Genomic DNA, 17,269 nt, shown 5'->3' on the forward strand with positions numbered 1-17,269 from the left:
CGATAGGTCGTACGCTACCGCTTCAGGAGCGCTCGCAGCGCCTCGCTGATCTCGGCCGGCGCCGCCTCGGCCATGAAGTGCCCGGCGGTGGTGGTGCGGTGCTCCAGGTCCGGGGCCCACGCCCGCCACACCGCCTGCGCGTCGTAGCCGAGCGCCGCGCCCCAATCCTGCTGGATCACGGTCACCGGCATGGCCAGCCGCCGACCCGCGTCCTGGTCCGCCCGGTCGTGCGCCACGTCGATGCCGGCCGAGGCCCGGTAGTCGGCGACGATCGAGTCGACGGCTTCCCGGGAGGCCCGCAGGTACTCGGCGCGCACCTGTGCGCCGATGGCCGCCGGATCGGTGCCCCAGGCGTCGAGGAAGTAGCCGAAGAACGCGTCCGCGCTGGCGGAGATCATCCGCTCGGGCAGGCCGGGCGGCTGCGCCATCAGGTAGAGGTGGAACGCCACCGCCGCCGACGCCCCGTGCAGCACGTCCCACATGTCGAGGGTGGGCAGCACGTCCAGCGACGCCAGGTGGGTCACCGTGTCCGGGTGGTCCAGGCCGGCGCGCACCGCGACCAGCGCCCCCCGGTCGTGCCCGGCCAGCGCGAACCGTTCGTGACCCAGCGCCCGGGCCAGCGCCACCACGTCGGCGGCCATGGTCCGTTTCGCGTACGTGTCCTCGTCGCGCGCGGGCGGCTTGTCGCTGGCGCCGTACCCGCGCAGGTCCGGGCAGATCACGGTGTGGTCGGCGGCCAGGTCGGCGGCGACGTGCCGCCACATCAGGTGGGTCTGCGGGAAGCCGTGCAGCAGCACAACCGGGCGGCCGGAACCGCCCACCGCCACGTTCAGCGCCACGCCGTCGGCGACGGTGACGCGCTGGTAGTCGAATCCGGTGATGCCGATGGTCATCTCGTACCTCTCTTTCTCGTCGGACCGGCCAAGCGTGGCGGCGCCGGATGAGCAACCGATGAGCGCGGTACGGTGGCCCCCGGGTCGAGGAGGGGTCGGTGCAGGTCAGCTTCGGTGTGCTCGGCCCGGTGACGGCCTGGGACGACGCCGGCGCGCCGGTCGACCTGAAGGGCCCCCGGCACCGCGCGGTGCTGGCCCGGCTGATCGTGGCCCGGGGCCGGGTGGTGCCGGTCGACCACCTCGTCGACGACCTGTGGGACGACCCGCCGGCCGGCGCGGTGGGCGCGGTCCGCACCTTCGTGGCGGCGCTGCGCCGCCGCCTGGAACCGCGGCGCGCACCGCGCGAGCCGGCCCGGCTCCTGGTCACCGACGGACCGGGGTACGCGCTGCGCGCCACCGGCGACATGGTCGACGCCTGGCGGTTCGCCGACGCCGTCACCGCCTCCGCCGACGCGCTCCCCCGGCCGACGCTCGACCGCCTCGACGCCGCGCTGGGCTGGTGGCGCGGCCCCGGGTACGCCGGCCTCGACCAGCCGTGGGCGCGCGCCGAACGCGCCCGCCTCGACCAGCTGCGGCTGACCGCGGTGGAACGGCGCGCCGAGGCGCTGCTCGCGCTCGGGCGCGCCGTCGACGCCGTACCCGATCTGGACGCCCACGTGGCCGACCACCCGTGGCGCGAGGACGGCTGGCGGCTGCTGGCGCTGGCCCTCTACCGCGCCGGGCGGCAGGCCGACGCGCTGGCCGTGCTGCGCCGCGCCCGCGAGCGGCTGCGCGACCAGCTCGGCCTGGACCCCGGCCCGCGACTGCGCCGGCTGGAGACCGACCTCCTGCGCCAGACCGACCCGGAGCCGACCGGCCCGGCCCGGGTGTGGGCGGAGGCCGCCGCGGCGTACGAACGCAGCGTGGTCCCCGGGGCGCGGGCCCGGCTGGAGTCCACCGTCGGGCTGCTGCGCAGCCTGGCGGTGACCGGACCGGGTGGTCTGGAGGCGGCCCGCGACCAGCGGGTCGCCGCCATCGACGCCGCCGAGCAGCTCGGCGACCCGGACCTGACCGCGCGGGTGATCGGCGGCTACGACGTGCCGGCGATCTGGACCCGCGCCGACGACCCCCAGCAGGCGGCCCGGGTGGTGGCGGCGGCGGAACGGGCGCTGGCCGGCCTCGGCCCGGACGCGCCGGAGGCGACCCGCGCGCGGCTGCTCGCCACCGTCGCCGTCGAGTCCCGCGGCCTGCCGTCGACGCGCGGGCCCGAGGCGGCCCGCCACGCCGAGGCGATCGCCCGGCGCCTCGCCGACCCGGCCCTGCTCGCCCAGGCGCTCAACGGCGTGTTCATGCAGACGTTCCACCGCGCCGGGCTGGCCGCCGAGCGGGACGCGACCGGCGCGGAGCTGGTCGCGCTGGCCGCCCGGCACGGCCTGGCCCCGGTCGAGATCCTCGGACACCTGATCCGGATGCAGGCGCGCGGCGCGCTCGCCGACCTCACCGCCGCCGACGCGCACGCCGACGCCGCGGACCGGCTCGCCGCCCGGCACGAGTCCCCGCTCACCGGCGTGTTCACCACCTGGTACCGGGCCATGGGCACCGCGGCGACCGGCGCGTCGTACCCGCAGGCGGAAGCCGCCTACCGGGCGGCCGCTGGTCGCCTGGCCGGCTGCGGCATGCCCGGCGTCGAGCGGGGCCTGCTCCCGCTGGCGCTGCTCTGCCTGCGGGTGTGGCACGACCTCCCGGCCGACTTCCCCGACGACACCGACTGGGGCCCGTACGCGCCCTGGGCCCGCCCGCTCGTGCTGTTCGCCGCCGACCGGCGCGCCGACGCCGCCGCCGCGCTGCGCCGGACCCCGCCACCGCCGCGCGACCTGCTGCTGGAGGCGCTGTGGGCGCTCACCGGCCGAGCCGCCGTGGCGCTCCACGACCGGGCCGCGATGCGCCGCGCCCGCGACGCGTTGGCGCCGGCCGCGCACGAGGTGGCCGGCGCCGGCAGCGGGATGCTCACCGCCGGCCCGGTCGCCGTGCACCTCGACCGGCTCACCGCCGCCCTCGGGGAAGCGCCCGACTGACGTCCTCGCCCTGCGCCCGTCGCGCGGGCGCACCCGCGAGTCGTCGGGGCGTTTCCTCCGGCCACCGCCACCAGATGCCGTAGGCGCACTCGGGGTCCGGCCGCCGCAGGGTCAACGCGTAGACGACCTTTCCCGCCGCCTGGTCAGCGCTGGGCCGGCATCGGGTGCGGGCGACCTCCTGACGACTCGACCCCGACCGCGTTCTCCGCCACACCACGTGCCACGCCTCGGCCGGCGCGTCGGCGTGGTCGAACTGCACCCGTACCGACAGCTTTCCGACCGGGCGTTCCTCGCAGCTCTCCCGGTAGTACGGCTTCATCGGCGCGTAGGCATCCTCGAACACCTGCCTGATGCCGACCCTCACCCGCCGGCCGCGGGCCAGCGGGCCGAGCAGGTACAACCACCGGTAGACCCGCCCGTCCTCCTCGGCCACCGCGCCGTCGAGCAGCCGGTGTTCCGGGAACAGCGACGTCGCCTCCTCGACCGTGCGGTTCTGGCCGCTCCAGTGCGAGCGGACGCCGACCAGGCGGATCTGCCGCGTCGCCCGGACTCGTTGCTGTCGCGTGTAGGCGTAGCGGTGGTGGGAACGACCGTCGGCCCCCTTGACGCGCGTGACGACCAGCGACCCGTCGAGTTCCTCGATCAGGAAGTCCGGCGGGCGGTAGACGCACCTGACGTAGTACGTCAGCACCGAGGCGGCCAGGAGAAGCACCGCCACGACGACGAGCGTCGCGGGAGGGACGTGCAGCGCCACCGCCCAGGTGGTGCCGACACCGTACAGCGCGGCGAGAGCCGTCCCGGCGAGTACGACCAGTTGGAGCAGGTCTGAACCCTGCCCGGCGAGACGCGCGGGTGTGCTGTCCAGCAGTCTCCGCAGACCCATCGGCCCTCCCCCGGTGTGCCATCTCGTCGGCGGGAAAGCCACCGACGGTCCGATCCATCCACAGAAACCCAGGAGTTCGTGGGTGAGCCAGCGGTCACGGGGGTCACTCAGCACTCACTCCGAGTACACCCGGCCACCGTCGGGGCGTCCGGCCCCACGACCTCCGGTTAGGGTGCGGCGATGGACGAGCTGCGGGAGCTGTTTCGGCGGGCCGCCGAGCATGCCGCCGACTACCGGCGGACACTTGCCGAACGGCCGGTCGGGGTGCCGGTCGACCAGGCCGCGCTGAACGAGGCGTTCGCCGTCGGGCTGCCGGCCGCGCCCACCCCGCCTGAGCAGGTGCTCGCCGAGCTGGTGGCCGCCGCCGAGCCAGGGCTGGTCGCCACCGCCGGGCCGCGCTACTTCGGTTTCGTGGTGGGCGGCGCGTCCCCGGCCGCCACCGCCGCCGACATGCTCGCCGCCGGCTGGGACCAGATCGCGTTCAACGCGGTCACCTCGCCCGCCGCGGTGGCCGCCGAGGCGGCCGCCGGCACCTGGCTCAAGGACCTGCTCGGCATTCCGGCGACGGCGTCGGTCGGCTTCGTCACCGGCGGCCAGGCCGCCAACACCGCCGGGCTCGCCGCCGCCCGGCACCAGGTGCTCGCCGACGCCGGCTGGGACGTGGAACGGCGCGGGCTGCTCAGCGCGCCGCCGGTGCGGGTGCTCGCCGGAGCCGAACGACACGCCACAGTGGACCGTTCGCTGCGCCTGCTCGGCCTCGGCACGGACGCGGTGACGCAGGTGCCCGCCGGCCCGCAGGGCGCTGTCGACCCGGCCGCGCTGGCGGCGGCGCTGCGCGACGGCGGCACCGGCCCGACCATCGTCTGCCTGCAGGCCGGCAACGTGAACACCGGCGCGTTCGACGAGCTGCGCACGACGTGCGACCTGGTGCACCGGCACGGCGGCTGGGTGCACGTGGACGGCGCGTTCGGGCTGTGGGCCGCCGCCAGCCCGAGCACCCGGCACCTGGTGGACGGCGTCGAGGCGGCCGACTCGTGGGCCTGCGACGGCCACAAGTGGCTGAACCTGCCGTACGACACGGCGTTCGCGTTCTGCGCCCGACCCGACGTGCACGCGGCGGCCATGTCGTACGCGGCCACGTACCTCGTGGGCTCCGGTGGCGTGCCCGGGGGCGCCGACCTGACCGCGGAGTCCTCCCGGCGCGCCCGTGGCTTCGCGGCCTGGGCCGGCCTGCGGGAGCTGGGCCGCGACGGCGTGGCGGCGCTCGTCGAACGCTGCTGCGCGCTGGCCCGCCGATTCGCCGACGGGCTGACCGCGGCCGGGTTTGAAGTGGTCAACGACGTGGTGCTCAACCAGGTGCTGGTCGGCTTCGGTAACGACGCGGAGACCGACCGGGTGGTGGCCGCGACGCAGGCCGACGGGACGTGCTGGGTGGGCGGCACGACGTGGCGGGGGCGGCGGCTGATGCGGATCTCGGTGTCGAACGCGACCACCACCGAGGCGGACGTGGACCGGTCGGTGGCGGCGATCAGCCGGCTGGCCCGCCGGACGGGCGAGGGCATGCTTCACTCACGGTCGTGACGTGGCGACGGGCAGCCTCCGCGGCGGTGGCGTTGGTGGTGATCGTGGCGGCGATCGGCGGATGGCACCTGTGGCACCAGCGCCCGCCCTACGGGCCGGAGGCGCTGCACCTCCGCTCGTCGTTGGAGTTCGTCACCTACGACGAGGCGCAGGCCGCGCTCGGTTCGGCGTACCAGGCACCGGTGGCGTCCGGCGGTGACCAACTGGTGCTGGGCCGGGTGTCCTGGCAGACGCCACCGGCACCGTTGGACGGCGGCTACTTCGCGCTCTTCCTCATCGACAAGCGCACCGACCTCAAACCGCCGGTGTTCGCGGTGTCCGCGCCGCAGGAGAGCGTCGGCATGGGCAGCGCAGGGGTGGAGAACAGGATCCCGGACCGCTACCCCTGGTTACGCGGCGCGGGCGACGTGCGGGTCGGCGAACACGATTGGCGGAACGGCGGAAGCCGGCTGGCGATCGGAGACGCCCGGGCTTCACCGGTGACGTTCGTGGCGCTCTTTCCACGCCTGGGAAGACAACGGCAGGAGTTCCCGATCGCCACCGCGCCGGTGACGCTGCCCGACCTGCTGCTGGCGCTCGTCTACCTGGGACCCGACGACCAGATCTACTGGGCACAGCGGCTCCAGGGCTGACCGTTGCCCCTCCCGCCGCCCGAGATCGCCGCAGGACGGGACATACACCCAGCGCCACCGGTTGGTAGCGTAGCGGTCACCGATGTCCCCTGGGGAGGGTGGCCATGTGGGCGGACGAGGCCGCACTGGACGCGGCGGGTCGCCGACTCGACGAGTGGGAGTCGGGCCTCGCCGCGCAGGCCGCGCGGGCGCGGGACCTCGCCGCCCGCACACAGGCGCTGACCGGCTCCGCCCGCAGTGACGACGGCCTGGTCGAGGTGACAGTCGACGCGTCCGGGCTGCTGACCGACCTGCGGCTCGACGAACGCACCCGGCAGCACTCCGCCGCCCACACCGCCCGGCAGGTCGTGTCCACCGCCCGGGCCGCGCGCACCGACCTGCTGCGCAGGCTCACCGAGGCGACCGCCGAGACGCTCGGCACGGACGACCCGGCCGCACGGGCGATCGTCGAGTCCCACCGGCGGCGGCTCGACCCCGACCAGGGCCCGCCGGATGCCCGACGGTGAGATCCTCCAGGTCGATCCGGGCGACCTGACCGCCCACGCCGCCCACCTGGACCGCTGCGCCGACAGCATCGACACCGCCCGCCAGGCCGGGCAGCACGTCCGGCTGGGCGCCGACGCGTACGGGCAACTCTGCCAGATCATGCCGGTGCTCCTCGACGGCCTCGGGCGCACCCTGGTCGACGGCGTCGGCGCCGCCGCCACGTCGGTCCGGGACACCGCCGGCAAGGTCCGCACCAGCGCCGAGCGCTACCGCGCCTCCGACACCCACGCCGCGCACCTGCTCGACCAGGCGCGGAACCGGCGGTGAGCAGCAACCCGCTGGTCGCCGGTGCGGCGGACACCGGGCCCAGTGCCTGGGCGGGCATCTGGATCTGCGAGGACATCGAACTCATCGCCCAGGGTGTCCGCACCGGCAGCTGGATCGACGGCGGCCTGGGCGTGGTCAGCGCCGGCCTGGACGCGCTCGCGATCGTGTCCGACCCGGTCAGCGCGCTGCTGCAATACGGCATCGCGTGGCTCGTCGAACACGTCAAGCCACTCAGCGAGGCCCTCGACTGGCTCGCCGGCGACCCGGCCGAGATCACCGCGCACGCCCAGACCTGGCGCAACGTCGCCGCCTCGCTGCGCGAGGACGCCGCCGACCTGGCCCACGCGGTCCGCACCGAGGTCGCCGGCTGGACCGGCGTCGCCGGGGCCGGATACCGCAGCTGGGCCGGCGAGCAGCAGCAGGCCGTCATTGGCTTGGCGCAGGGCGCCGAGGCGCTGGCCGCGATCACCGAGGGCGCCGCCGGCCTGGTCGCCGCCGTCCGGCTGCTGGTCCGCGACGCCGTCGCCGCCTGCGTCTCCCGCCTCATCGTGTACGCCACGGAGCTGGTCGCCAGCGCCGGACTGGCCACGCCGCTGGTCGTAGAACAGGTCACCACGACTGTGGCGTCCTGGGCGGCACGGATCGCGCGGTTGTTGCGGGGGTTGCTGGCGAGTCTGCGGCGGCTGATGCCGGAGGTGCGGCGGCTCGGCGAGCTGATCGAGAGGCTCAAGCAGGCACTGAGCCGGCTCACCGACTCTTCCCCCAGATCCCCGCACAACCCGGTCGACGGAGTCCATGGAGGGCACACCAGCAGGCCACGCAACCTGTCCGACTACGAACGTCAGGAGGGCTGGGCCAAGGACGCCTACGCGGCGATCCGGCAGCAGGACGATGCGGGAACGATCGCGGCCAACCTCACCGATGCACCTCGGCTCGATGGATCTCGCGGGTTCTCACCAGCGGAGATCGAGCAGATCCGACGGCACGTCTTCTTCGAAGAGCATCCGATGGACGACTACGCCGGCGGGATCATCCGACAACAGTACGATCCGAGCGCGCCGATGGCCGAGGCTTGGCTGCGGCTGCGCCGAGGCGATCCCCTGCCGGAGGACTTCAGGCTGCTGGAACACGAGCTGGCAGAGTCGAGGTACTACCTCGCCAACCCGCATGCTGACTACCGAGAAGCCCACCTCGCGGCGAATCGAATCTCGAACTGGGAGGACTCGATTCCCGACCCGACGTTCGAGGACTACTCCAGGTAGGGAGAATAGCGACATGGGCATGATGGTGGTCGCACGTCGGGTTGACGCCCCGCCGGATGAGGTGCGCTACGAGTTCGGGTTCGAGGACAGGTTCGATCGCGTTCTCATCATCGACCCGAAGACCTTGGAGGCATCGGTCACGGACGGCGACTTCAATGCCGCTGCCAGCGCCATTGCCGCCAAGATCGTCAACTCGTGGCGCAGTGCTGGCGACTTCCCGCAGAGAATGCTGTTCGCAAGCTGACCCCGAGGATCCCGTAACCGCAGAACCGAGCGGGTGGAACGCCACGGGTGTCTGCGGCCCCGTCCTACACCATGACGGTCCACCCGCTGCCCGGTGGGCCTTGGCGACTATCGCCTTCTCCGGGCTGGAAGTCCGACCAGGGATGTGCGCGGCTACGCCCGCACGCCGTACTGCAGCCAGACCCGCACCCGCTCCGTGACCTCGTCCGTCCCACCGAGAGCCTCGCGAACCTCCGAGGCGAACTCGGCCCGCTGCTGTACGGAGGGCAGCGAGTCGGCCGACATGGCGGAGAGGACACCGCCGACCATGTCGTCGACAGTGAGCGGGGCGTCGTACTCCACGCACGTCTCCGCGTACCGGTAGCCGGCGCGGACGAGCGCCTCCCGGTTGCGACGGCGGCCCGCCTCGTCGGTCTGGCAGCTCGCGGTGACGGGATGGCCGAACAGCCGCTCCAGGCATCCGCGCAGCGCCTCCGACCATGCGGTGTTCTGCAGCCACAACGGCGCACCGTTGGTGACCACGGCGATGCCGCCACCGGGCCGCAGCAACGGCCGCACGGCCTCGAACAGAGTGTCGCGGTCCATGAAATGGATGGCGACGGCGACAGTCAACGCGCCGACCGTCCGACCACCGAGCGACCGGGACAGGGCGGGCAGGTCCCGGTCACCGCCAAGCATCCAGGTGGCGTTCGTCGTTCCGGCTTCCACACCGGCGCTGCGGGCAAGGGCCAGCATGTCCGGCTCCGGGTCCACGCCGAGGACCGCGCCGATCCGGGCAGCGAGCGGGATGCTCAGCTGGCCGGTGCCGCAGCCGAGGTCGATCACCGTGTCCTCGGCGCCGAGGTGGAATGTCGCGGTGAGCGCGTCGAGCACCTCGGGCGGATAGCCGCGTCGATGCCGGGCGTAGTAGGTGGCCACCTCACCGCTGAAGCCGCTTGTCATGGCGGAAGCCTGCCCGCCGTTGGCGGAATCGGCGAGCCGTTCTGCTCAGGGCATGCGGGCGTAGCGCTGACCCGAGGGTTCAGCGGAACTGACGCTGGGCGGCCATCGAGGTCGAGTGCTACCGCATCGCGACTCACCCCATCAACACGATTCGGGTCGAGGCTCTCACCGCGCGACGCCGCTCGGCCTGAGTGTGAGACGTTGATCCATCACCCGGACGATCGCGTTCGCCACGGCACCGCGCAGTTGGTCGACACGCTCACCGAGGTCAATCCAATCCTTCACCCGTCACGAGACGCCTGAGGAATCCCGGGCCTCGGGTTGAAAGCGTGCGGATCACCGCCGATCCAGACGCAGCACTACGGTTGTTCCCGATCAAGTTCCTCGCTACTCCCAAGCTGCCGCTGGGCCCGCTCGGCGATCCCGCCGGGAACCCTGCCCATCATCGATTTGGCCCGGCCGAAAGCCTGCATACTGAAACGACTGGCGACACCGACACCCTCCGCCCCAGTTTCCACGACCTTGTCCTTCACCTCAGCTCCGGTGTCAAGAACCTTGGCTCCCACCTCGGACCCGGTTTCGACGACCTTGTCGCGCACTTCCACGGCCGCGTCGAGCCATCGCCTGGCATCCCACGACCGGCGGACGCGTTCGATGCCGAGCCGGCCGTGGAAATCGACGACGATGGTCGCGACGTGATTGGTCGACCGCACCACGGCGCGTGACGAGGTCGGATTGAACAGCACCTTCGCGTTGGCGGTGCCGGCGGCAGTGTCCATCCGGGCCATCAGGCGTTCGGTGGTGCGGGAGATGAGCTCGAGGCGCTTCTGCCGGGCGATCCGGATGGCGACGCGGTGCTCCTCCGACTCTTCTGCGGACGCGTCCAGCACGCGATCGAGTTCGAGCACGGCGACCGCGTCCTGGAGTTGGAAGCAGCGGGCCAGAACGGCGAGCCACTCCTGCACCTTGATCTCGGCTTGCTTCGACGTCGCGGCCAAGTCACCGACGTTGGTCGTCTCCAGATTCTCGGCGATGGCATCGAGTTGCCGCAACGCGTACGCCTGGGTCCGGGCGAGCGGCACCGGGGTGGCCTGCACCTTCGACCAGGTGACCTCAGAAACCCTGCCCACCTGCTCCCGGATCGTCAGGGCCTCGTCGATGACGAGCTCTACCCCGATCATGTCAGCCATCACCGCGTCGGTCTGAGTGCGGAGCACGGCATCGACCTTCGCGTCGATCACGGCGAGATAGTCGGTGATCTCGTCCATGCTCTGTTTCATCGCGAGTTGCGCCATGAGACCAGCGGCACCGGTCAGGATCGCCGGGTTTGTCAGCATCGCGCTCGGGGTTTGCACGATCTCGAGCAGGCCGGTGATCCTGCCGTGGTCGGTCAGCACGGCACGGCTGAGACCATGCTCCGAGCCGCTCATCAGGTTGTACTTCTTCATCGCCTGGGCGGACTCAGCGGACAGTTGGACCCAGCGACCGGACTGCTCGGAGATTTCGGCCCCCACTTTGGCGATCTTGGAACCGGTACCGAGGGCGCTGCTGAGCCGCTTCAGCCCCAGGTCCTTCGATGGGAGCCGTTCCGTGGTGAGGAAACGATCGACAGCCGCCGGATGCCCGATGATCGCCAACCCATCGCCGTCACTGATCAGCTGAATCTCATTTTCCAACGTCTTGCTCCTTGGAAGTGTGGCACCGTCGGCCCACGCTATGTCGGATTCATAGGCATCACCATGGTCCGCTCGTCTCGATGATCTCGGAATCGAGAGGATGTTCTGCGGCCACGCCGGCCTTCGAAAGGGCTCCACGCCCATGATCGCGGGCGAGTGACGCGTAGCGGGTGGCGAGACTGTCGGATTCGTGACGGCTACCTGGCAGAGCGGTGGGACGCGCCTAGGCTGAGCGCACGTTTCGCCCGGCGAGCTCCGGAAGGAGCCGTCCCATGCCATCCATTCTCGCCACCGCTCTCCTTGCGGCCGCCTTGACGGCCGCACCCACCGCCGCCGCGTCTACCACGCCCGGCGCTTTGGCTGGCTATCGCATGGTGGACCTCGGCACCCTCGGCGGCGACAGCAGCTACGCCAGCGCCATGAACGACCGCGGCGACGTGGTGGGCCGCGCCCAGGCCGCCGACGGCACCTACCACGGGTTCCTCTGGCACCACGGCCGGATGATCGATCTCGGCGCCTTCAACCCGACCGACGTCAACGACCGCGGCCAGGTCGTCGGCACCCGCGACGACGGCTCAGGCGGGTACGTCTGGCACCGTGGTGTCCTGCGGCCGCTGGGAGCCCCGTCCACCCTGCCCGTGGCGATCAACAACCGCGGCCAGGTCCTCGGCCGCACCGACGCAGGCCCCGTCCTGTGGACGAACGGCCGTGCCCTGCCCTTGGCCCTCGACGAGGTGTCCGACGTCAACGAGCGCGGCCAGGTCTCCGGCGGGGTGTCTGTGCCGGGCGGCTTCCACGCCGCCCTGTGGCACCGTGGCCGGGTCACCGACCTCGGCGCCGGCCCTTTCGACCGCAGCAACACGTACGCCCTCAACGACCACGGCTGGGTGATCGGCTGGCAGTTCTCGGCCGAGCAGTTCGAGCGCGGCATCCTCTGGCAGCACGGCCGCGCTCTGGACGTCGGCACCCTCGGCGGCAGCTTCACCCAGCTGCGGGCGATCAACAACCGCGGCGAGATCCTGGCAAGCTCCCAGGCCACCGACGGAAGCGCCCGCCCGGCGCTGTGGCGACGCGGCGTCCTGCACGACCTCAGCCTCGCCGGGGTCAGCACGGACGGCGAGGTCGTCGACCTCGATGACCGCGGCCGCATCGCGGCGTCGATCCGCCCGGTCTGGGGTGTCAGCCGCGCGGTCGTCTACCACCCGCGCTGACGGGGCCGGTCCCGGGCGACGACCGGTCGCGGTCGCCCGCGCGGATCAGGCCCGGACGGCCTCCCACCCCGGCTCGGCGGCCAGGCGTCGACCGTCGCCCTCGATGGCGACGTTCGGCAGCCGGTCCAGCGACCGCGGCCGCCACCACGCGCCGTGGCCCCGCAGTGAAATGACCGCCGGGCCGGCCGTCAGGCGTACGATGAAGCCGTCGATGGCGAGGCCGATCGCCAGGGAAGCTCATGTAGTCCCGGAGCTGGGCTGGTCCGAAAGTCCAATCTCGCCTCTGCTGGCTCGTCGGTTCCCTCGTGATGGGAAGAACCATCGATGATGGGGTGGTGACCCGAGTCTTCGGCCGCAAGCCGCGGCGACATCAAGCAGGCCTGCTGTTGGGGACAGCCGTGGCGCTGCTGCTCGGCCTCGCCGTGCTTGCCGTGGGCGCTCTGTGGGGCGGGGAGCTGCCACGGCCGGGGTGGAAAGGCACGGAGCAGGCGGGGTGGATCGCGGGGATAGTCAGCGCGCTGCTCGGGCTGTTCTCATTGGTGGTGACGCTGCGGCCCGGTTCCAGCCCAATCCAGGCCAGGAACCGTGCCACTGTCGGTCGCTTGATTCAGGTTGGGTCGGTCCCGCGGCTGGCGGCATGGTTCCAGGATCGGCGCATCGCCGACGATCTGGTCGCCTCGGCTCGTGCAGGGCGGACGACGGCGACGACCCAGGTGCTGTCCGGGATGGGCGGGGTCGGCAAGACGCAGTTGGCTGCCCGGTTCGCGCGCCACTTGGCAGACACCGATCAGCTTGATCTGCTGGTGTGGATTACTGCCGCCAGCCGCGACGCGATCGTCACCGCATACGCCCAGACCGCGGAACGGCTCGGGGTGGCCGGCGCCAAGGTTCCTCCCGAGGAGGCAGCAGGTGCCCTGCTCGGCTGGCTCGAGCGCACCCCCCAGAAGCATCTGATCGTTCTGGACAACCTCGACGCGCCAGTCCACGCCGCTGGTCTGTGGCCTCCCGCCAACAGCAACGGCCGCACGCTGGTGACAACCCGTCGTCGTGACGCCGTCCTCGCAACCGAAGGACGGACCTTGATCACCGTAGGTCTCTTCACACCTGTCGAGGCCGTTTCCTACGTGAACCGGGCCATCGCCGACCCGGCTCGGCTCACCGGCGCGGACGGACTCGCCGCTGATCTGGGCTTCTTGCCTCTCGCGCTTGCACAAGCGACGGCTTACATCCGCGACCGCGCCGATACCGACGGCCTCGACTGCGCCGGCTACCGCCGACGCCTCGCCGACCGCAAGCTTGCTCTGGCAGAGCTGTTGCCCCACCAGGACGCTCTACCTGACGACCAGCGGGCAACGGTGACCGCCGCGTGGTCCCTGTCCGTCGAGGCAGCGGACCGGGCCGAGCCTCAAGGCCTCGCACGGCCGATGCTCGCCTTGGCCTCATTGTTGGATTCCAACGGCATACCCGTGGCCGTCTTCACCAGCCGACCCGCCCTGGCCTACCTCACCCGCGCGACGGACGACGATCAGCAGAGCAACGCTCACGCAGCTACCGGTGCTCTGCACAACCTGCACCGGCTCAATCTAGCCACCGTTACCAGGGATCAGATCCGCGTTCACGCGCTCATCCAACGCGCTACCCGCGAGCACCTCTCGCCCGATGAACTGCGCGCCGCCGCGCTGACCGCTGCTGACGCCCTCCTCGACTGTTGGTCGTCAGCGCACCATCCCGAGCCGGAACAGCTCATGCGGGACAACGCCCTTGCGTTACGCCACGTCACCGGGAATCTGCTGATCGCCCCGCGCACCCACCCGGTGCTGTTCGCCATAGGACGCAGTTTCGGCAGAACCGGACTGCTTCTACCGGCCATCACGTTCCTCGGCGAGCTACTGGACGACCAGCGGCGGCACCTCAGGCCGGACCGCCCCGACATCCTGGTCACCCGAAGCGACCTCACCCACTGGCAGGGCGAGGCGGGCGACCCGGCCGGCGCGGTCGCCGGCTTCCAGGACCTACTCGACGAGCACCTACGTCTCCTCGGTCCCGATCACCCCCACACCCTGGGCATCCGCGGCTACCTGGCGGATTGGCAGGGGCAGTCCGGGAATCCCGCCGGGGCGGCCGCCGCCTTCCAGGATCTCCTCGACAGCATGCTACGCATCCTCGGCCCCGGCGATCCTCAAACTCTGGCCACCCGCAACAACCTCGCCCTCTGGCGGGGCATGGCCGGGGACGCCGCCGGCGCTGCCGCAGCCTTCCGGGCCCTCCTGAACGAGCAATTGCGCGTCCTCGGCCCAGACGATCCGCGCACCCTGAAAACCCGCAACAACCTCGCCTCCTGGTGCGGCCTGGCGGGCGACGCCGGCGGAGCCGTCACAGCCTTCCAGGAGTTACTGGACAATCAGCTTCGTCGTGTCGGCCGCGACCACCCCGACACACTTCGGGTACGGAGCAACCTGGCTCACTGGCAGGGTGAGGCCGGGGACGCCGCCGGCGCCGTGACGGCGTTCGAGGAACTCCTGTCGGACCGTCTGCGTGTCCTCGGGCCCGACCACCCGCAGACGCTGACCACCCGCAACAACCTCGCGCACTGGAGAGGTAAGGCGGGGGACGCCGCCGGTGCGGTGGCCACCTTCGAAGCGCTCCTGTCAGACCGCCTGCGTGTTCTCGGACCCGACCATCCCGACACGCTGACCACCCGTAACAACCTCGCCTCGTGGCGCGGGTACGCCGGAGATGCCAGAGGTGCCGCAGCCGCCTTCCGAGCGCTGCTCAGCGACCGCTCGCGTGTACTCGGCCCGAACCATCCCGACATCCGCGCCACACACAACAACCTCGTCTACTGGCAATACCGGTCGGACAGATCTACGGCTGGCTGATGCGCCCGGCCGCTCACGTCGACAGGCGGACCCGGCGGACCCTCGACGTTCACGCCTTTGGGCTCCCCGAAGCCCGCTTCGGCACAGTGGAGACTGGGTCGAGCCGGCGGCCTCCGCCTTCGGGAATCGCCCCGATGTGGTCCCGTCACCAGTTGCGGGGCGCACGAAACCGCCTGGCACACCCACCAGCCGTTCCTGCAACCGGCTGCACTCTCCCGTGACCGTTGCTGCACACCGCTGTTGCAGACGAGCAGACAGGCCAGCCGAAGCGGGAGATGGCCTTTGACCTGCGTGGGCGATACTGGGATCGAACCAGTGACCTCTTCGGTGTTATCGAAGAGGTCACTGGTTATTCCCGGAGGGAGCGACCGCGACCGACCTGGGGTTCCAGGCTCTTCGAGCGCTGTCCCGGTCGGAGCCGGCCTGGCGAACTGCGTGAATTCTGGTCGGGCTTGTCACGATGGGCGCTCGACCGGACATGGAGTAGACGTGAGCCCCGGGACTGAGCACGAGGATCGCTTCCGACGCGTCTATGCGGTCAACTTCGAGCCGCTGCTGGCGTACGCGATGCGGCGCGTCGGGCAGCCTGATGACGCCGCCGACGTGGTCGCCGAGACCTTCCTCGTCGCCTGGCGGCGCAGCCGTGACATGCCGCCCGAGAGCGAGGCCCGACTGTGGTTGTACGGCGTGGCCCGGCGGGTGCTGGCCAACCACCACCGGGGCGGAATGCGCCGGGAACGGCTGGGTGAACGGTTGCGGCAACGGCTCAGGGTCGCCGTCGCCGTCGACCCGGGCAGCGAGGTGCCCGAGCGGCTAACGGTCCAGGCCGCGCTGGCCCGGCTGGGTGAGTTGGACCGGGAGGTGTTGATGCTGACCTTCTGGGAGGGCTTGGAGCCCCGCGAGGCCGCGGCGGTCCTTGACGTGAAGGCGGCTGCCGTCCGTACCCGGCTGTCGCGGGCCCGGGCCCGGTTGCGAGAACTCATCGGTGACGACCTCGCCCCGCCCGGACATGTACTCGACGTCATGGCCGCACGCACCGCCGAGGAGGGCAGATGACCGACGAGCACCTCGACCGGATGGTCCGAGACGCCGACCCGTACCGACCCGGTGTCATCAGGCACCTCGACGGGGCCGCGCAGAACCTCCTGGAGGACATCATGTCCGTGCCGACCCTCGACCCTGTCGCCGAACCGTTGGGCAAGCGATTCCGGGCGCGCCGCGGCGTGATGGGTGGCCTCGCCGGCGCAGGCGTCGCGGCCACCCTTCTCGCCGGTGTCCTGACCGTCTCGATCATGAAGTCCGACCAGCCGGAAGGGCGACCGGCGAACCCGGCGATCACCTCCGCAGCGACGGACCCGGTCACGCTCTCGGCGATGGTGCTGAAAGCTGCCGAGGAGAACCCCCGGCTGCTGATCGACCAACCCGGTTGGAAGGCGACCACGGTCTACGGTTTCGCCGAAAAAACGGGCACCATCGGGTTCAGCAACGGCGCACGGCAGGTGGAGATGAACTGGTACCCGGCCGACCAGTACGACGGCTACCACCAGGATCGGCTCCACGTCAGCAAGCCGGAGCCGGTGAAGGTCGACGGCTGGCCGGCGGACCTGTTCCGATACAGCGCCAGCGACTTCGCGGTCATGCTCCGGCCCCGCGACGGTTCCTTCGTCGAACTGCGTACCGGGGGCACTTGGACGCGCAGCGATTTCGATCGGGTTCTCGCCGACGTGGTGCGCGTCGACGCGCGTACGTGGCTGGCCGCGCTCCCGGCGGAGATCGTCACGCCGAAGCGAGTGGACGCGCAGGCGGCCAAGGTGCTCGCCGACGTGCCGCTGCCTCCCGGCTTCGACACCAGCACGCTGGGCGACGTCGGCACCAACGACGCCTACCAGTTCGGCGCCAAGGTGACCAGCCGAGTTGGCTGCGCGTGGATAGCCGAATGGCTACGCGCGAACAAGGCAGGAGACGACGCCGCCCTCCAACGGGCCGCTGAGGCGTTGCGCAGCAGCCACAAGTGGACGGTGCTGCACCAGATGAACGAGGAGGGTGACTGGCCGGAGGTGTTCTGGGAGACCGCCGACAAGGTGGCCGCCGGAAACCCGCCGGCCGAGTACCAAGCGGCGCTTGGCTGCGAGTAGCCGTCCCGGATCGCGGAGGATGCTCGAGAGCGAGCGAGGCCTCTTCCGGCATTCTGAGCAGGGCG

The 17,269-nt window shown here is 71.6% G+C and carries 15 protein-coding genes; 11 read left to right on the forward strand and 4 right to left on the reverse strand.

Annotation, left to right across the window (positions count from 1 at the left end; translation table 11 throughout):
* Positions 1-14: 14 nt before the first annotated feature.
* Positions 15-893 (reverse strand): alpha/beta fold hydrolase, encoded by an 879-nt coding sequence (locus tag O7598_RS14905; protein WP_269691945.1) that lies wholly within the window; start codon positions 891-893, stop codon positions 15-17.
* 98 nt (positions 894-991) lie between these two features.
* Between O7598_RS14905 and O7598_RS14910 the strand changes: the two genes are divergently transcribed.
* On the forward strand, positions 992-2,947 hold the full coding sequence (locus tag O7598_RS14910) for an AfsR/SARP family transcriptional regulator (RefSeq protein WP_269691946.1): 1,956 nt from the start codon (positions 992-994) through the stop codon (positions 2,945-2,947).
* Here the strand turns inward: O7598_RS14910 and O7598_RS14915 are convergent.
* Positions 2,916-3,830, reverse strand: a complete 915-nt coding sequence (locus tag O7598_RS14915; protein WP_269691947.1) for a hypothetical protein — start codon at positions 3,828-3,830, stop codon at positions 2,916-2,918. The two genes, O7598_RS14910 and O7598_RS14915, sit on opposite strands and share 32 nt — an antisense overlap.
* 180 nt (positions 3,831-4,010) lie before the next feature.
* On the opposite strand from O7598_RS14915, the gene O7598_RS14920 reads away from it, so the two are divergent.
* From O7598_RS14920 to O7598_RS14945, 6 genes are all read left to right on the forward strand, one after another.
* Positions 4,011-5,411, forward strand: a complete 1,401-nt coding sequence (locus O7598_RS14920; RefSeq protein ID WP_269691948.1) for a pyridoxal phosphate-dependent decarboxylase family protein — start codon at positions 4,011-4,013, stop codon at positions 5,409-5,411.
* 26 nt (positions 5,412-5,437) lie between these two features.
* Positions 5,438-6,043 (forward strand): hypothetical protein, encoded by a 606-nt coding sequence (locus O7598_RS14925; RefSeq protein ID WP_269691949.1) that lies wholly within the window; start codon positions 5,438-5,440, stop codon positions 6,041-6,043.
* A 104-nt stretch (positions 6,044-6,147) separates the two neighbouring features.
* On the forward strand, positions 6,148-6,549 hold the full coding sequence (locus tag O7598_RS14930; RefSeq protein ID WP_269691950.1) for a YbaB/EbfC family nucleoid-associated protein: 402 nt from the start codon (positions 6,148-6,150) through the stop codon (positions 6,547-6,549).
* Positions 6,536-6,856: a type VII secretion target gene (locus O7598_RS14935; protein ID WP_269691951.1), complete on the forward strand. Its 321-nt coding sequence runs from the start codon at positions 6,536-6,538 to the stop codon at positions 6,854-6,856. The genes O7598_RS14930 and O7598_RS14935 overlap by 14 nt, the downstream gene beginning before the upstream one ends.
* Complete coding sequence (locus O7598_RS14940; protein WP_269691952.1) at positions 6,853-8,118, forward strand: WXG100 family type VII secretion target; 1,266 nt, start codon at positions 6,853-6,855, stop codon at positions 8,116-8,118. The genes O7598_RS14935 and O7598_RS14940 overlap by 4 nt, the downstream gene beginning before the upstream one ends.
* 13 nt (positions 8,119-8,131) lie before the next feature.
* Positions 8,132-8,362 carry a hypothetical protein gene (locus O7598_RS14945; protein ID WP_269691953.1) on the forward strand — a complete coding sequence of 77 codons (231 nt, stop codon included), beginning with the start codon at positions 8,132-8,134 and terminating at the stop codon, positions 8,360-8,362.
* A gap of 152 nt (positions 8,363-8,514) precedes the next feature.
* On the opposite strand, the gene O7598_RS14950 is transcribed toward O7598_RS14945, so the two are convergent.
* Together O7598_RS14950 and O7598_RS14955 are read right to left on the reverse strand one after the other, a co-directional pair.
* Positions 8,515-9,303 carry a class I SAM-dependent methyltransferase gene (locus O7598_RS14950; protein WP_269691954.1) on the reverse strand — a complete coding sequence of 263 codons (789 nt, stop codon included), beginning with the start codon at positions 9,301-9,303 and terminating at the stop codon, positions 8,515-8,517.
* 359 nt (positions 9,304-9,662) lie between these two features.
* Positions 9,663-10,979 carry a hypothetical protein gene (locus tag O7598_RS14955; RefSeq protein ID WP_269691955.1) on the reverse strand — a complete coding sequence of 439 codons (1,317 nt, stop codon included), beginning with the start codon at positions 10,977-10,979 and terminating at the stop codon, positions 9,663-9,665.
* A 356-nt stretch (positions 10,980-11,335) separates the two neighbouring features.
* Here O7598_RS14955 and O7598_RS14960 point away from each other — a divergent pair, with 356 nt between their 5' ends.
* From O7598_RS14960 to O7598_RS14975, 4 genes are all read left to right on the forward strand, one after another.
* Entirely contained in the window at positions 11,336-12,190 is an 855-nt protein-coding gene (locus O7598_RS14960) for a hypothetical protein (RefSeq protein ID WP_269691956.1), read from the forward strand.
* Between the two features lie 398 nt (positions 12,191-12,588).
* The gene (gene fxsT / locus O7598_RS14965) at positions 12,589-15,069 is read left to right on the forward strand and encodes an FxSxx-COOH system tetratricopeptide repeat protein (RefSeq protein ID WP_269691957.1); all 2,481 of its coding nucleotides are present in this window, start codon (positions 12,589-12,591) and stop codon (positions 15,067-15,069) included.
* Between the two features lie 489 nt (positions 15,070-15,558).
* The gene (locus tag O7598_RS14970) at positions 15,559-16,125 is read left to right on the forward strand and encodes an RNA polymerase sigma factor (protein ID WP_269691958.1); all 567 of its coding nucleotides are present in this window, start codon (positions 15,559-15,561) and stop codon (positions 16,123-16,125) included.
* Positions 16,126-16,226: 101 nt separating this feature from the next.
* Positions 16,227-17,204 (forward strand): hypothetical protein, encoded by a 978-nt coding sequence (locus O7598_RS14975; RefSeq protein ID WP_269691959.1) that lies wholly within the window; start codon positions 16,227-16,229, stop codon positions 17,202-17,204.
* Positions 17,205-17,269: the final 65 nt, after the last annotated feature.

This window comes from Micromonospora sp. WMMC241 (genome assembly GCF_027460165.1).
Lineage (GTDB): Bacteria > Actinomycetota > Actinomycetes > Mycobacteriales > Micromonosporaceae > Micromonospora > Micromonospora humi.

What these genes read in the sequence shown, in the direction of transcription:
- O7598_RS14920 (WP_269691948.1), top strand. Translation starts at nt 4,011, where the DNA reads ATGGACGAGCTGCGGGAGCTGTTTCGGCGGGCCGCCGAGCATGCCGCC.
- O7598_RS14945 (WP_269691953.1), top strand. Translation starts at nt 8,132, where the DNA reads ATGGGCATGATGGTGGTCGCACGTCGGGTTGACGCCCCGCCGGATGAG.
- O7598_RS14975 (WP_269691959.1), top strand. Translation starts at nt 16,227, where the DNA reads ATGTCCGTGCCGACCCTCGACCCTGTCGCCGAACCGTTGGGCAAGCGA.
- O7598_RS14930 (WP_269691950.1), top strand. Translation starts at nt 6,148, where the DNA reads ATGTGGGCGGACGAGGCCGCACTGGACGCGGCGGGTCGCCGACTCGAC.
- O7598_RS14905 (WP_269691945.1), bottom strand. Translation starts at nt 893, where the DNA reads ATGACCATCGGCATCACCGGATTCGACTACCAGCGCGTCACCGTCGCC.
- O7598_RS14935 (WP_269691951.1), top strand. Translation starts at nt 6,536, where the DNA reads ATGCCCGACGGTGAGATCCTCCAGGTCGATCCGGGCGACCTGACCGCC.
- O7598_RS14915 (WP_269691947.1), bottom strand. Translation starts at nt 3,830, where the DNA reads ATGGGTCTGCGGAGACTGCTGGACAGCACACCCGCGCGTCTCGCCGGG.
- O7598_RS14950 (WP_269691954.1), bottom strand. Translation starts at nt 9,303, where the DNA reads ATGACAAGCGGCTTCAGCGGTGAGGTGGCCACCTACTACGCCCGGCAT.